General features: G+C 63.1%; 9 protein-coding genes. 6 read left to right on the forward strand and 3 right to left on the reverse strand.

Features of this window, described 5'->3' with window-relative positions; all coding sequences use genetic code 11:
* The first annotated feature begins 81 nt into the window (after positions 1–81).
* From ACN9MZ_RS03460 to ACN9MZ_RS03485, 6 genes are all read left to right on the forward strand, one after another.
* Positions 82–1236, forward strand: a complete 1155-nt coding sequence (locus ACN9MZ_RS03460) for a TonB-dependent receptor plug domain-containing protein (RefSeq protein ID WP_426340917.1) — start codon at positions 82–84, stop codon at positions 1234–1236.
* Between the two features lie 120 nt (positions 1237–1356).
* Positions 1357–2754 carry a TonB-dependent receptor gene (locus ACN9MZ_RS03465; RefSeq protein WP_426340918.1) on the forward strand — a complete coding sequence of 466 codons (1398 nt, stop codon included), beginning with the start codon at positions 1357–1359 and terminating at the stop codon, positions 2752–2754.
* Between the two features lie 193 nt (positions 2755–2947).
* Complete coding sequence (locus tag ACN9MZ_RS03470; RefSeq protein ID WP_426340919.1) at positions 2948–6595, forward strand: M48 family metallopeptidase; 3648 nt, start codon at positions 2948–2950, stop codon at positions 6593–6595.
* Positions 6596–6645: 50 nt separating this feature from the next.
* Positions 6646–8400: a M14 family metallopeptidase gene (locus ACN9MZ_RS03475; protein ID WP_426340920.1), complete on the forward strand. Its 1755-nt coding sequence runs from the start codon at positions 6646–6648 to the stop codon at positions 8398–8400.
* 89 nt (positions 8401–8489) lie between these two features.
* Positions 8490–10814 carry a GH92 family glycosyl hydrolase gene (locus ACN9MZ_RS03480; RefSeq protein ID WP_426340921.1) on the forward strand — a complete coding sequence of 775 codons (2325 nt, stop codon included), beginning with the start codon at positions 8490–8492 and terminating at the stop codon, positions 10812–10814.
* Positions 10811–13138, forward strand: coding sequence for a GH92 family glycosyl hydrolase (locus ACN9MZ_RS03485; RefSeq protein ID WP_426340922.1), 2328 nt, complete (start codon positions 10811–10813; stop codon positions 13136–13138). Before ACN9MZ_RS03480 ends, ACN9MZ_RS03485 begins: the two co-directional genes overlap by 4 nt.
* On the opposite strand, the gene ACN9MZ_RS03490 is transcribed toward ACN9MZ_RS03485, so the two are convergent.
* From ACN9MZ_RS03490 to ACN9MZ_RS03500, 3 genes are read right to left on the reverse strand one after another with little or no spacing between them, the layout of a single operon-like run.
* A complete protein-coding gene (locus ACN9MZ_RS03490; protein WP_426340923.1) occupies positions 13119–14405 on the reverse strand; it encodes a hypothetical protein in 1287 nt (428 codons plus the stop codon). The two genes, ACN9MZ_RS03485 and ACN9MZ_RS03490, sit on opposite strands and share 20 nt — an antisense overlap.
* A complete protein-coding gene (ttcA, locus tag ACN9MZ_RS03495) occupies positions 14357–15259 on the reverse strand; it encodes a tRNA 2-thiocytidine(32) synthetase TtcA (RefSeq protein ID WP_426340924.1) in 903 nt (300 codons plus the stop codon). Before ttcA ends, ACN9MZ_RS03490 begins: the two co-directional genes overlap by 49 nt.
* Positions 15256–15654: a dihydroneopterin aldolase gene (locus ACN9MZ_RS03500; RefSeq protein ID WP_057265902.1), complete on the reverse strand. Its 399-nt coding sequence runs from the start codon at positions 15652–15654 to the stop codon at positions 15256–15258. The genes ttcA and ACN9MZ_RS03500 overlap by 4 nt, the downstream gene beginning before the upstream one ends.
* Between the last annotated feature and the right edge of the window lie 5 nt (positions 15655–15659).

Genomic DNA, 15659 nt, shown 5'->3' on the forward strand with positions numbered 1-15659 from the left:
CATAAGCATCTGCAAAATCATTCGTTCATTTAAGAACTTCGGATTGTTAAGGTGGCCGCTCTTCACAAGAGGACCACTTCAATGCAGACAAAATTCAAATTGAAACCACTGGCAGCGGGCGCTTTCGTTTTGCTGGCCGGCGTTGTGCAGGCGCAGGAAGCTTCCCCTGCCGCTGTCGTCATTACCGGCTCGCGCATCCCCCGCGCCAGCCTGGAAGGCCCATCGGCCGTGACCGTCATCACCGGCGACGACATCACCAGGCAAGGCTTCAAAAACGTCTTCGACGCGCTGACCAACCAATCGCAGAACAGCGGCTTTGTGCAGGGCGCCGACTACGGCAATACCTTCACGCCATCGGCCAACGCCATCAGCTTGCGCGGCCTCGGCCCGAACCATACGCTGGTGCTGCTCAATGGCCGCCGCATGGCCGACTTCCCGATTGCTTACGAAGGCACTGTCAACTTCACCAACCTGGCCAATATTCCGTCGAGCGTGGTGGAGCGCATCGAGATCCTGAGCGGCGGCGCGTCGGCCGTCTACGGTTCGGATGCGATTGCGGGCGTGGTCAACATCATCCTGAAGAAGCAGGCCAACGGCTACGACCTCAACCTCAAGGCCGGCACCACCACGCGCGGCGGCGGCAGCGACAAGCGACTGCAGTTCACCGGCGGCCACAGTTTCGACAAGCTGAACACCCTGTTCAGCGTGGAGCTTCTGGAGCGCGATCCGCTGTGGAGCGCAGACCGCGACTTCATGGCCAGCAAAACCGGCGTGGCGCCGACGTCCGTCCTGGCGCGCAAGAACGTCAGTTCCGGCAAGTACGTCGATCCGGGCACTACCTGCTCCGACATCGGCGACCTGTACGGCGGCAGCACTGTCAAATACACAGCCAAGGCAGGCAGCTACTGCGCCAGCCCGAAAGTCGGACCGACCTACTGGACCACGCAAACGAAGAACAGCAGCCAGAACCTGTTCGGCAGTGCCAACTACGAACTGTCCGACAGCGCCACCCTCTTTGCGGAGGCGCTTTACGGCAACAACCGCAGCAGCAACAACACGCGCGGCCCGTCATGGACTTCGCGCTCGGCTACCGACAGCTATTTCTGGAACCAGGCCACCAGCCGCTATGAGGCGTGGAGCCGCTACATCTCGCCGGAAGAAATGGGCGGCGCGGGACGCTACAACCGCCGCTGGGACGACCAGGCAGCTTCGCTGTCGCTCGGCTTGCGCGGCTAGGTCCTCAGCACCACCTGGAATTATGAAGCAGGCTACACCGCCTCGCAGTACAAGAGCCAGAACCACACCCAGCGCGCGCTGGCCAATATCGACAGCTTCTTCCTCGGCCCGCAGCTGGGTGTGAATGCCAGCGGCGTCGCCATCTTCGCACCTGACCCGGCGCGGCTGGCTAGCCGCCTGACACCGGGCGAATTCAATTCCATCACCGGCGAATCGGTCAGCGACGATAAATCCTGGACCAACACGCTGAGCCTGACGGCCAACGGCGAAGCCTGTACGCTGCCGGCCGGCCCGGTCAAGGTGGCCACGGTGGCGGAGCTGGGCAAGCAGGGTTTCTCCAACACTCCCGATCCGCGCATCAACCTGGGCTACTTCAACACGCTGGCACCGTCCGACGTGACTGCCGGCACCCGCAAACGCTACGCCATCGGCGCCGAGGCCAGCATTCCGCTGGTGAAGACGCTGGACGGCACCCTGGCGGGCCGCTACGACCATTACGCCTTCGCCGGACGTGGCGACGGCAAGTTCACCTACAACGGCGGCCTGGAATGGCGCCCGGCTTCGCAGATCCTGCTGCGCGGGAATGTCGCGACCAGCTTTCGCGCTCCGGACATGAACTACATCTACAAAGCGCGCGGTACCGGCTACTACTCGTCCACCACCGACTACTACCGCTGCGCCAAAGCCGGCCAGCCAGTGGCGGACTGCGACTTTGCGAACTACTCGCCGGGCGCCGATTATGTGCAGACCGGCAGCAAGGACCTGCGCTCTGAAACAGGCCGTTCCGCCGGCTTGGGCGCCGTGTGGTCGCCAAGCGCCGACTTCGACGTCACGCTGGACTACTGGAAGATCCGCCTCGACGACCTGGTGACCAACCTGAGCGCCGACAAGCTGCTGCGCGACGAAGCCGATTGCCGTATCAAGGGCGACCTGGCTTCGCCCACCTGCGCCGACGCGATCCGCCGCATCGTCCGCTATGCCGACAATGCGCTGAACAAACCGGGCGAGATCAGGCAAATCCTGGTCAACCCGATCAACGCGGCATCGACCAAAGTCAGCGGCATCGACCTGTCGGCCCGCTACGCCCTGCGCACTGCGGCTTACGGCAATTTCATCACCAGGGTGAATTATTCGAAGACCCTGAAGCAGGAGTCGCGCCAGTTCGCCGGCGACCCGCTGAACAACGACAGGGGCGACCTGGGCAACTACGACTGGCGCGACAAGCTGAATGCCAGCCTGACCTGGAACGCAGGCGACTGGTCGAACACGCTGTTCCTGCAGCGCTACGGCAAGGTGCCCAACAGCGCCGGCGATGCCTGGCTGACGCCGACCACCCTGGTCAACGCCAGCTCGGTGCTCAAGGTGAACCAGCGCATTACCGTGTCGCTAGCCGTGAACAACCTGTTCAACCGCGTCAAGCATGACGACAGCGGCGGCTGGCCGTATTACCCGGTCGGCAATTACAGCCCGGCGGGACGCCAGCTCTGGTTTGAGTTGAACTACCATTTTGGCTCTTAATGTGTTGTAAATATTGATTGGAATATTTACAATCAAATAGTTACTCCATAGAATCGTTGCATGCAATAATTCTATGGAGTAGATCATCGACACCGCCACCCCATCGCAGTCGGCCGTACTGGCCGAGCTGACCCGTCCCAGCGCCGCCTACCAGCGCAGCGCGCGCCTGGCCGTTGCCGGCCTGCTGGTTTTTGTGCTGCTGTATTTTGGCCTGGCAGGCTGGTTCCTGTTCAGCGCCTGGCGCCTGGTGCACGCCAGCCAGCATAGCGGCAACGGCTTCGGCAACTGGTGCGCCGCCATCGTCGCCGTGCTGCTGGCAATCGTCATGCTGAAGGCAATCTTCGCCGTGCGCCACGCGATGCCGCCCGGCATGGTGGAGATCAAGCGCGAAGAGCAACCGCGCCTGTTCAATTACCTGATGGAGCTGGCCGATGCGGCCGGCGCGCCGCGCCCGCACCGCGTCTTCCTGTCCAATCGCGTGAACGCTGCGGTGTTCTATGACCTGTCGTTGCTCAACCTGATTTTCCCCTCGAAGAAAAACCTGGAAATTGGCCTGCCGCTGGTGAACGCCATGCCGCTGGGCGAGTTGCGTGCGGTGCTGGCGCACGAATTCGGCCACTTCGCACAACGTTCGATGGCGGTGGGCCGCTGGGCCTACGTGGCGCAGCAAGTGGTGCAGGAAATGGTGGCGCGCCGCGACAAGCTGGACGACGTTATCGAAGGCATTGGCCGCCTGGATATTCGCCTGCGCCTGGTGGCCTGGGTGGTGCAGGTCATCGTCTGGTCGCTGCGTTCGCTGGTGGAGCAAGCCTTCCGCCTGGTGGTATTGATGCAAAGGGCACTTTCGCGCGAAATGGAAATGCAGGCCGACCTGGTGGCGGTGTCGCTGACTGGCAGCGACGCCTTGGTCCACGCATTGCACCGCCTGGGCGCGGCGGACGACGCCTGGGAGCGTACCGTTGGATTCGTGTTCGGTGAATATGGGTCCGGCCGCGCTACCATTGACGCCTTTGCCGTGCAAAACCATGTTACGGCGCGCATGGCCGGCATCCTGGACGATCCATACTACGGCAAGGTGCCGCCGCTGCCGGCAAGTCAGCCGGAACAACACCGCGTCTTCAAGGCCGAGCTGGGCCAGCCTCCGCGCATGTGGCAAACCCACCCGCAAAACCACGAACGCGAAGAGAATGCCAAACGGCGCTACCTGGCCGCCACGATCGACCAGTCCAGCGCCTGGTCGCTCTTCGACGATCCCGCAGGCCTGCGCCAGCGCATGACGACGCACCTGCTGGAAGGACAGGAAGGCAAGGCCGAGCCGGTCGAGCTGGAAGAGAGCCTGAAACGCCTGGCAAAGGAATATCGGCGCGAACATTTCCAGAGCCGCTATTGCGGCGTGTATTTCGGCCGTTCCCTGACGCGCCACGCGGCACGGGCCGCAGAGCTGCGCGCTGCGCGTGATGCGCAACCGGCTGCCGAAGCCAGCGCGCTGTATCCGGTCGCGCTCAAGGACGACGTGCGCCAGCTGCGCCAGTTGCAGGAAGAGCGCGCGCAATTGTCGGCCGTGATCAATGGCCACGCTCAGGTCCAGGGCAATCGCGTCCAGCTGGGCGGCGAAGAGTACCGGGCGAACCAGCTGCCGGCAGCGCTGCAACGCACCGAAGAACGCATCGCCCAACTGGAAGAAAAGCTGCGCCGCCATGATGCAACAGTACGGGCCTGGCACTATGCGGCGGCGGTCAAGCTGGGCGAAGGTTGGCCAGCCTACCTGGACAGCCTGCTCGACGTGCTGCACTACGCTGAACATGGCGCCGCCAACGTGCGCGATGCCTGGGGCCTGGTGCTGAACACCCGCGCCGTGGTGACGGCCGTGGCGCGCCAGAGCGAGAGCAATATCCAGCGCCTGATCGCCGATTGCGGCGGCCTGTACGTGGTGCTGGACGAACTCTATCGCGGCAACGGCGCGGTGCAGCTCGATCCACAGTTGATGGGACGGCTGGGCATACAGGAGAGCTGGCAAGACGCATTGCAGAAATTCACGCTGCCGCCTGTCTCGCGCGACAACATCAACGACTGGCTGCAGGTGGTCGCCAATTGGACGTCCCATACCAGCAACTGGCTGGGCGCCTTACGCTCCGCGGTCCTGGAGCAAATGCTGGTCAGTGAAACGCTGCTTGCCAGCCATGTGCGCAGCGGGGCGCCGATCGAAGCGGCACCGCAAGCGTGCCAGGTCCCCAAGACCTACAGCGTGCTGCTGGCAGGAAGCGAGCGCAAACTGCAAACCTCGCTGGACTGGTGGTCGCGGTTCCAGCGTGCCGACGGCTGGCTTGCCGGCGGCGCGCGGCTGGCCGTGGCGGGCGGCGTCGTGGTCAGCGTGCTGGGCATGGGCATGGCGCTCGGCACCTCGACCGTCATGGTGTACAACGGCCTGGGCACGGCGGTACGCGTCACGATCGATGGCAACTCGACGCTGGTCGAACCGGGCCAGCACGTCACGATCGATGCCAGCCCTGAAGAGCAGCATGCGGTCGAAGCCCGCCTGCCGGATGGCCGCCTGCTGGAAAGCTTCCACCCGCGCGATGGCGCGGACCAGTCGGTGTACAACATCGCCGGCGGTACCGTGATGGCAACTGGCGTCGTTCATTACGGCGGTCCTGGCAATGACGAGAACACCGTGCTTGGCGCACCGCGCTGGTTTGATACCGACGCCGACGTGCTGTTCGAAGAACCGCCGGAATCGGTCAGCAGCAAGAGCAAGAAATGGCGCAAGGTGCTTGCCGCGGCGTCGGGCATGGAACCGGAGTCGCTGTCGCAGCTTGTGAAGGACGATGCGCAGCGCAAGGCCATGGTATTGGCCCACGCTCGCTGGGACAGCATCAAGGTTCCATCGACGCGCGCCTGGCTGACGATGGCGCACGAAGACGGCGCCGGCGACGTACTGGTACAGCGCCTGAAGGAAGACCCGGAAAACGTCCAGCTGCGGCGCGCTGAACAAGGCGTTGCCAACGAATCGCCGGAGATCTGTGCGGCCGCGCGCGCGCGTGCCAACGCGCGCCCGGATGACGGCGACCGGCTCTACCTGGCGCTGCGTTGCGGGCAGTCCGCCAGCAAGGAGGAAATCGCTGCGGCGCGGGCACGCTTCCCGGGCAACACCTGGCTGGCCTACCTGCACGTGCGCACCTTGCTGGATCAAGGCGCCTGGGACGAAGCACTGGAGCCGCTGCGCAAGGTGCAGGGCAAGCTGCCGTACGAGAACGCCGAGCTGGAAACACAACTGGAACGCTTGCAGCGCCTGTTGGATGGCCAAGCCGGGAACCGCGCCTTGCCCCAAGGTTCGCGCGTCGCTGCCATGGCGCAGGCCGAGCGTGATGTGAATGATCCGTACGGCGCCCTCGCGCGCGGCGAGCTGGCCAAGGCGCTGGACGTGGCCAAGGGCGATCCTGGGCGGGTGGCGCGCATGCGACGGCTGGTTGGGGCGTCCGATGGCGCCACTGCCGCCCAGGTGCAGGCTGCGCTGGAGGAACCGATGACAAACGGTATCGACCAGGTGACCTTGCTGGTAGGAGCCGCACTGGCGCTGCGCCATGGCCGCGATACCGAACCATATTGGGCCCAGGCGAAGCCGATGGGGGAATATGCGCTGCGCCTGCGCCGCTTCATCGAGGCTTCCGGGGCCGGTAAATACCAGGAAGCGGAAATGGCGCTGGGTGCAATGCCGATGGAAGCGCGCGCATTGGCCTATGCGGCGGGCGCGGTGGCGGCAGGCGACGGCGCACCTGCCCGCTGGCGCAAGACTGCGCGCCTGGCGCTGTTCGCGCCCGAGCGCCCATACCTGCGAAACTGAAGCGCACTATAATGCTCCGGCGTTTCCAACCCAACCGCCGGAGCATTGAAATGATTCGTAACGCCGTACTGCTTTCCCTGTTTGCCGCCTTCCCGCTGGCCCATGCCGCGCCGGACCTCTCGACGGTCGCCGAACGCTCCGGCTACCAGGCCACGGGCCGCTACGACGAAGTGCAGCGCCTGTGCGCGGACTACCAGAAGGCCTATCCGAAAGCGGTGCGCTGCTTCTCCTTCGGCGAAACGCCGGAAGGCCGGCCGATGCTGGCCCTGGCCGTTTCCCGTACCGGCGCGCTGACTGCCGCTGCGGCCAGGCAGCGCAAGCTGCCGGTGTTGCTGGTGCAAGGCGGCATCCACGCCGGCGAGATCGACGGCAAGGATGCCGGCTTCTGGGCCCTGCGCGAGGCGCTGGACGGCAAGGCTGCCGCCGGAGCGCTGGACAAGCAGGTCGTGCTGTTCATCCCCGTCTTCAACGTCGATGGTCATGAGCGCTTCGGCAAGAACAACCGCCCCAACCAGCGCGGCCCGGTTGAAATGGGCTGGCGCGTCACTGCGCAGAACTACAACCTCAATCGCGATTACGTGAAAGCCGATGCGCCGGAAATGCAGGCCATGCTCAAGCTGGTCAACGAATGGGACCCACTGGCCTACATCGACCTGCACGTGACCGACGGCGCCAAGTTCCAGCCCGACGTCTCGATCCAGGTCGAACCGGTGCACGGCGGCGATGCGGCGCTGCTGCCGCTGGGCAAGGAGCTGCGCGACAATGTCATGGCCGACCTGCGCAAGCAGGGCTCCGACCCGCGCCACTTCTACATTTCCTTCGACAAGACCGACCAGCCGGATTCCGGTTTCGTCGACAGTATGGCCACGCCGCGCTTCTCGACCGGCTATTTCCCGCTGCGTAACCGCTTCGCCATGCTGGTGGAAACGCATTCGTGGCGCGACTACCCGCACCGCGTGAAGGTCACCCGCAACACGATCGTCTCGCTGATGGAGCAGTTCGCGCAGCATGGTGCGGCCTGGGTCAAGGCCGCAGCGGAAGCGGATGTGCGCGCGGCCAGGCTGGCCGACATGCCCCTCAGCTACAAGACCACCGAGCGTACCGAAATGATCGACTTCCCGGGTTACGAATACACCCGCACGCCATCCGACGTCTCGGCTGGCGTCTGGACGAAATATGATGAATCCCGGCCGCAGAAATGGACCGTGCCGCTACGCGATGAAGTGGTACCGGACGTGGTGGCCAAGGCGCCGGCCGGCGGCTACCTGGTCCCAGCTGCGCAAGCTGCACTGATCGAACCCAAGCTGAAGGTGCATGGCATCAGTTACAAGCGTCTGGAGCAGGCGCCGGGCAAGGTCTCAGTGGAGGCCTTCCGCGCCGACGAAGCCAAGCTGACAGCAACCTCTTTCGAAGGCCACCAGCTCGCAAGCTGGAAAGGCGCCTGGAAGATGGAACAGCGCGAGGTGGGCAAGGGCGCCCTGTTCGTGCCGATCGCCCAGCCGAAATCGCGGCTGGTGATGACGATGCTGGAACCAGCCGGCGCCGATTCGTTGGCCGCCTGGGGCTTCTTCAACAACTACCTGGAGCGCAAGGAGTATATGGAGGAATACGTGGCCGAGGAGGCTGCCCGTGAGATGCTGGCAGTCGATCCGACGCTGGCAGCCGCATTCAAGGCCAGGCTGGAAAGCGATGCGGCATTCGCCAAGAACCCGCGCGCCCGCCTGGACTTCTTCGCCCGCCACCACGCTACCTGGGATGAGCGCCACAACCTGTATCCGGTGTACCGCACGGGCCTTGTTTACTAAACTTTCTGAAACTTCGCCGTTTCCGTCGCTTTCGATTGCGAGGAAAGATCGGGTAAAGGTATAAAAGCAGCATCATAAAAGGAGACACCATGGGTATCCGACCTTTCGTGGCGCTGTTTACTGCAACACTGCTGGCCGCCGCCCAAGCGGCGCCTACGGGCAGTCCGGCTGCCGCCGTCAACGTGTTTATCGGCACCGGCGGCGACGGCCACACCTTCCCCGGCGCCAGCCGCCCGTTCGGCATGGTGCAACTGAGCCCGGATACCCAGGTGCGTCATTTCCGCCAAAGCTATCCATGGGCGGCGGGCTACCGCTACGAAGACAACTCCATCCTCGGCTTCTCCCATACGCATTTCTCTGGCAGCGGCCACTCCGACCTGGGCGACATCCTGCTGATGCCCTACAGCGGCGAAACCAAGCTTGAACCGGGCTACCCCGAGCGACCGTTCAGCGGCTACCGTTCCCGCTTCCGCCACGAAGATGAGCGCGCAGAACCGGGCTATTACGCGGTGCGCCTGCAGGATCACGAGGTCGATGTCGAACTGACCAGCAGCGAGCGCGTCGGCCTGCACCGCTACCGCTACGCCAAGGGCGCACAGGCAAAGCTGGTCCTCGACCTGCGCCAGAGCATTTACGACTACGCCGGCAAGAACTTGTGGTCATCGCTGCGCCTGCGCGACAGCACCACCGTCACCGGCATGCGCATTACGCGCGGCTGGGCGCCCGGACGCCAGGTCTACTTCGCCATGCGGCTCTCGCGCCCGATCTCAGGCCACATCCTGCTCAACCGCGAGGAGGGCGTTGAATACAAGGGCTTCGCCGGTCCCGGCAAGACACCGGGCGACAAAGTGCAGGTGGAAGGCAAGGCACTGGTGGCCGCCCTTGATTTCGGCACGCCGGAAGATGGCACGCTGCTGGTCAAGGTCGCGCTGTCCGGCGTCAGCGAAGATGGCGCGCTGGCCAACCTGGACGAAATGCCGGGCTGGGATTTCGATGCCGAACGCCAGCGCGCAAGCACAGCCTGGAACGAGGCGTTGTCGGCCGTGGCAATCGAAGCGCCGGCCGACATGCGCAGCATGGTGTATACGAGCTTGTACCACGCCATGCTGGCGCCAAGCCTGTTCATGGACCGCGACGGCAAGTATCGCGGCCCGGACAACCAGGTGCACCAGGCCAAAGGCTTCCGCTATCACTCGACATTCTCGCTGTGGGACACCTACCGCGCGTTGCACCCCCTGCTCACGCTGGTGCAGCCGGAACAGCGCAATGCCGACTTCGTGAATTCGCTTGTCGCATCGCGCCAGCACAGCCCGTACGGCATCCTGCCGGTATGGGCTTTCCACGGCATGGAGACCTGGTGCATGATCGGCTACCACGCGGTGCCGGTGATCGCCGATGCGTATATGAAGGGCATCAAGGGCGTCAATGCCGACGAAGCGCTGGCCGCGATGGTCGCCAGCGCCGACTATGGCGCTTACGGCGGCCTCGAACACTATAAAAAGCTGGGCTATGTGCCGATCGACCTGGAGCCTGAAGCCGCCTCCAAGACCGTGGAATACGCCTTCGACGACTGGACCATCGCCCGCATGGCCGAGAAGATGGGCAAGAAGGATGTGGCCGCGCGCTTCTACCGGCGCGCGCAGAACTACCGCAATGTGTTCGACACCAAAACCGGTTTTGTCCGCGCCCGTAAATCCACCGGAGAATTCCGCGAGCCCTTCAACCCGGTGCAGTCCAACTTCGGCAGCGATTACACGGAGGGCAGCGCCTGGCAGTACTCCTGGTATATGCCGCACGATAACGCGGGCCTGGTCGGCATGCTGGGTGGCGACACCGGCCTGCAGTCGAAGATCGACCAGGTGTTCGACGCAAAGGTCGATGACAAGGTCTACGCCCACATGGAAGACATCTCCGGCCTGATAGGCCATTACGCTCACGGCAACGAACCATCGCACCACGTGGCTTACCTGTACAACTACGCTGGTGCGCCGTGGAAGACCCAGGCGCGCCTGGCGCAGATCGTCGCCAGCCAATACCATAACAAGCCCGACGGCCTGGCGGGCAATGACGATCTGGGACAGATGTCCGCCTGGCTCGCTTTCACCGCACTGGGTTTCTATCCCGTGGCGCCAGGCAGCAACGAGTATGTGATTGGTCGCCCCTTCGTCGACAAGGCCACGCTGAACCTGCCGAACGGGAAACGCTTTACCATCCGCGCGGAGCAGATGTCGGCGACCAATCCCTATGTTGGCAGTGTCACGCTGAACGGCAAGCCCTTGGCGCGCACTTTCCTGCGGCATGAAGACATCATGGCCGGCGGCGAACTAGTATTTCGCATGCAGGCCGGACCGAACAAAGAATGGGGCCGCGAAGCCGGCGCCCGTCCATATAGCCAAACGGGATATCAACAATGAGGAACACCATCTTCCGCGCCGGGCTGGCGCTTGTGCTGGCGGCCACCGCGCCGCTGGCAGCCGCGCAATTCGTGGGCAAGATCAGCGATCCGGTCGAGTGGGCGAACCCGCTGATGGGCACTGCCAGCAAACCGGAAATGTCGAACGGGAACACCTATCCCGCCATCGCAGTCCCGTGGGGCATGAACCTGTGGACGCCGCAAACCGGCAAGATGGGCAATGGCTGGACCTACCAGTACGACGCCGACAAATTGCGCGGGCTGAAACAGACGCACCAGCCTTCGCCATGGATGAATGACTACGGCCAGTTTTCGGTGATGCCGGTGACAGGCAGCAAACGCTTCATGGAAGACGAGCGCGCCAGCGCGTTTTCGCACAAGGCGGAGATTTCCAAGCCGTATTACTACAGCGTCTACCTGGCGGATGCCAACGTCACCGCAGAACTCACGCCAACCGAACGCGCCGCCCAGTTTCGCTTCACTTTCCCTGAATCGGACAAGAGCTATGTAGTGGTGGACGCCTTCGACCAAGGCTCCTACGTCAAGATCGTCCCTGGGCAGCGCAAGATTGTTGGCTACAGCACTCGTTACGCGCGCGGCCCGCTGCCATCCAACTTCCGCCTGTATTTCGTGATGGTGTTCGATAAGCCGTTCAGCTCCACCGATGTGTGGCGCGGTAAGGAGCTGGTGGAAGGCGCGCTCGAAATGGAAAGCCAGCACAGCGGCGCCATCGTGGGCTTCAAGACCGGTCGCGGCGAGCAAGTGCACATGAAGGTCGCTTCGTCTTTCATCAGTGCCGAACAGGCCGAATTGAACCTGCAGCGCGAACTGGCCAACGACGATTTCGACGCTACGCGCGCACGCGCCAAGGCGGCCTGGAACCGCGTACTGTCCAAGGTGGAAGTGGAGGGCGGCAGCATCGACCAGATGCGCACGTTCTATTCGAGCCTGTACCGGATGGTGCAGTTCCCGAACAAGATGTATGAAATCGATGCCGCCGGCCAGGCGGTGCACTGGAGCCCATACAACGGCAAGCTCTTGCCCGGCTACCTGTTTGCCGGCACCGGTTTCTGGGACACCTTCCGCGCCCTGTACCCCTTCCTGAACCTTGTCTACCCTTCGATCAACCGCGAAATGCAAGCCGGCCTGGCCAATGCCTACCGCGAAGGCGGCTGGCTGCCCGAGTGGTCTAGTCCCGGCTACGCCGACATCATGGTCGGCAACAACTCCGCCTCGGTGGTGGCCGATGCCTGGATCAAGGGTAGCCGCAGCCCGGACATCGAAACCCTGTGGCAAGCGCTCAAGCACGGCGCCGACAATGAAGGGCCGGTCAGTGCCGTAGGTCGCGCCGGCGTGAAGTACTACAACGAGCTTGGCTACGTTCCTTACGACGTGAAGATCAACGAGAACGCCGCACGCACGCTGGAATATGCCTACGACGACTTCGCGATCTACCAGCTGGGCAAGGCACTGGGCAAGCCGGAGTCGGAGATCGGCGTCTACGCCCGGCGCGCCATGAACTACAAGAAGCTGTTCGACCCTGAAACGGGCCTGATGCGCGGACGTAACAAGGATGGCAGTTTCCAGGCGCCGTTCAACCCGGTCAAGTGGGGCGATGCCTTCACTGAAGGAAATAGCTGGCACTACACCTGGTCGGTCTTCCACGACATCGACGGCCTGGTGAACCTGATGGGCGGCCGCACAGCCTTCGTCAACAAGCTGGATACCGTGATGAGCATGCCGCCCGTGTTCGACGAAAGCTATTACGGCTCCGTGATCCACGAGATACGCGAGATGCAGGTGGCGAACATGGGCCAGTACGCGCACGGCAACCAGCCGATCCAGCACATGCTTTACCTGTACAACTATGCCGGCGCGCCGTGGAAATCGCAGTACTGGATTCGCGAAACGCTGAACCGCATGTACAAGCCAACGCCGGATGGCTACTGCGGCGACGAAGACAACGGCCAGACTTCGGCCTGGTATGTGTTCTCCGCGCTGGGCTTCTATCCCGTGACGCCTGCTGTCGGCCAGTACGTGGTGGGCGCACCGCTGTTCCAGCACGCCACCGTGCACCTGGAGAACGGCAAGCAGATTCGCATCAACGCACCGGCCAATGGCGCCGACAAACGCTACATCCGTTCCGCCAAACTGAATGGCCGCGCGCTGCAGCGCAACTGGCTGGGCCACGATGAAATGCTGCGCGGCGCGACCCTCGACGTGGAGATGTCGGCGCAACCGAACCAGCAGCGCGGCATCGCGCCCGCCGACGCGCCGTATTCCTTCTCGCGTGCTGAAACGGCGGCTACTTCGCCGAAACGATAGTGTCGATCATCCGCTGGGAATAGGCATCGCCCTTCACTTCTGTCGCCAGCATCATGGAGCGCCAAAGCGGGACGATTCCGACGCCCAGCGCATCGAAGCGCACCAGGCCGCAGGCATAAATACCGTCGTAGGAATCGACAGCGCCGCCAAGCTTCTCGCAGGTGGCGGCCTGCTTCGCACGGTAGGCCTTCGCCGATTCTTCACTCCACATACCCGTCTGGAGCAAGGCATCGATGGCCATGGCTTCCGCACCGCCCTCGTGGATCCACGGACCCTGGCCTCCGATGCCGCCTTGGGCGACCGCCAGTTGCCAGATGTGCGCCATCTCGTGCGCAACGTTGCGGGCCACACCCTCGCGCAGTAGCGGATGGTCGAGCAGTACCTGCTTGCCTTCCAGCCTGTAGGAAACCTGGCCCGCGCCCATGATGGCGCCGCCCTTGATCGAAAAGCCCGACGATTCAAAGTTGTCCACCGAGATCAAGATCAGCAGCTGGTCCTTTAACCCTCGCTGGTAGGCCTTCTCATAGTAGGCGGAAGTTTTTGCACCAACATCGAGGATCGTTTCGCGCAGCCATTGCGGGGTTCGTTGATCGATCAGGACTTTCACCGCGCCGGCAGGAACAGCCTGCGCCGGTCCAAAGTAGGCATAGCCACGTTCGGCGTCCGGTTGCAAGCGGTTAGGCGGTGGCGCGATCACGTTTTCCTGCCCGAGGCCAGACAGCTTGAAATCGGCGCGCATGGAAAGCGTCTTTGTGCCTTGCTCGATGTCGCCTTGCAGGTGGCCCAGGTAGACCGTCCTCCCGCCATCGCCAAAGCGGTTGAATGAAACATACTCCTTGGGCTCCCAGCCGTCGAAAGTCTTGATCTCCACGCTGGCCGCCTTGAACGGCTGGCCTTTCGACGCAATGACATCGAAGCCCGATCCTGATGTCATGCTCATGCCAGGCGTGAGCACCTTCCACTCCTGCTGCCGGAATTCACCGATGGATCTAAGCTTGAGCGCTGTAACGGCTTGCGCGAACCGGTAATCGACGCGCCACAAATCCTTCGCCACATGGCGCAGGCCCACGGTCACCGCAAGCTTCGGCTGTTCCTCCGCATGCAAGCGAGGCGCAACACACAACATCAGGAAAGCGGCGCACAGGCCCAGGAAACGGTGCATCGGGGAGATCCCTTCAATGAAAACGAAGGGATGCATTCTACCCCGATAAATTGCTTTTATTGCAAATTGACGAGAGGGATCGTCGAAGGCGCCGGCGTGGAGCATGGCTCTTCGTCGAAGGCGATATCGCCCAGCGGGTTGGCGATGCCGTCGGTCTTGATGTCCTTGAAGCCGAACAGCTCGCGGTCCATCAGGTGCGATGGCACGACGGTCGACAGGGCGGAGAAGGTGTTCTCCACGCGGCCCGGGTGTTTCTTCTCCCACTCGCGCAGCATGGCCTTGATCTGCTTGCGCTGCAGGTTTTCCTGCGAGCCGCACAGGTCGCACGGGATGATCGGGAAGTTCTTCACCGCGGCATAGCGCTCGGTGTCCTCTTCCTTCACATAGGCCAGCGGACGGATCACCATGTGCTTGCCGTCGTCGGAGACCAGCTTGGCCGGCATGCCCTTGATCTTCCCGCCGAAGAACATGTTCAGGAAGAAGGTCTCGAGGATGTCGTCGCGGTGGTGGCCCAGGGCGATCTTGTTGCAACCCAGTTCATCGGCCACGCGGTACAGGATGCCGCGCCGCAGGCGCGAGCACAGCGAGCAGGTGGTCTTGCCTTCCGGGATCAGGCGCTTGACGATCGAGTAGGTATCCTGGTTCTCGATGTGGAAGGGAACGCCCAGCTTTTCCAGGTAGGCCGGCAGCACGTCGGCCGGGAAGTTCGGCTGCTTCTGGTCCAGGTTGACCGCTACGATCTCGAAGTCGATCGGCGCGCGTTCGCGCAGCGTCATCAGGATATCCAACAGCGCGTAAGAGTCCTTGCCGCCCGACAGGCACACCATCACCTTGTCGCCGTCTTCGATCATGTTGAAGTCGCCGATGGCCTGGCCGACCAGGCGGCACAGGCGCTTGTGCAGCTTGTTGTTTTCGTAGGCGACCTTGTCTTCGGCCTTGGCGTCCACTACCGCGTTCATGCTGCGTCCTTGATCTTGAATACTTCCACGCCCACGCCTTCGCAGTCAGGATAGACGTCAGGCTTCATGGTCGACACACGGGCGGCGCGCACGCTTGGATGCGCCAGCATCGCCTGCACCACGTCGTCAACCAAGGTTTCCTGCAGGTGCACGTGGCCCTCGGCCATGCGGCGCGCAATGGTCTCGCGCATGAAGTCGTAGTCGACCACTTCGTGCAGTTCGTCGGCCTTCGGCGTGGACACGGCCAGCGGGATGTACAGGTCAACGTTGATCAGTACGCGCTGCTCGCCTTTCTTTTCGAAATCGTGCACGCCGATGTTGATCAGCACTTCATAGTTGCGCAGGAACAGCCGGCGGCAGTCTTGCAGTTGCGGGTGAATCAGGGCGGACAGCATGGTGC

Source organism: Pseudoduganella sp. S-14 (assembly GCF_049913285.1).
In the GTDB taxonomy this organism is placed as follows: Bacteria; Pseudomonadota; Gammaproteobacteria; order Burkholderiales; family Burkholderiaceae_D; genus Rugamonas.

What these genes read in the sequence shown, in the direction of transcription:
- ACN9MZ_RS03460 (WP_426340917.1), top strand. Translation starts at nt 82, where the DNA reads ATGCAGACAAAATTCAAATTGAAACCACTGGCAGCGGGCGCTTTCGTT.
- ACN9MZ_RS03475 (WP_426340920.1), top strand. Translation starts at nt 6,646, where the DNA reads ATGATTCGTAACGCCGTACTGCTTTCCCTGTTTGCCGCCTTCCCGCTG.
- ACN9MZ_RS03480 (WP_426340921.1), top strand. Translation starts at nt 8,490, where the DNA reads ATGGGTATCCGACCTTTCGTGGCGCTGTTTACTGCAACACTGCTGGCC.
- ACN9MZ_RS03485 (WP_426340922.1), top strand. Translation starts at nt 10,811, where the DNA reads ATGAGGAACACCATCTTCCGCGCCGGGCTGGCGCTTGTGCTGGCGGCC.
- ACN9MZ_RS03490 (WP_426340923.1), bottom strand. Translation starts at nt 14,405, where the DNA reads ATGCTCCACGCCGGCGCCTTCGACGATCCCTCTCGTCAATTTGCAATA.
- ttcA (WP_426340924.1), bottom strand. Translation starts at nt 15,259, where the DNA reads ATGAACGCGGTAGTGGACGCCAAGGCCGAAGACAAGGTCGCCTACGAA.
- ACN9MZ_RS03500 (WP_057265902.1), bottom strand. Translation starts at nt 15,654, where the DNA reads ATGCTGTCCGCCCTGATTCACCCGCAACTGCAAGACTGCCGCCGGCTG.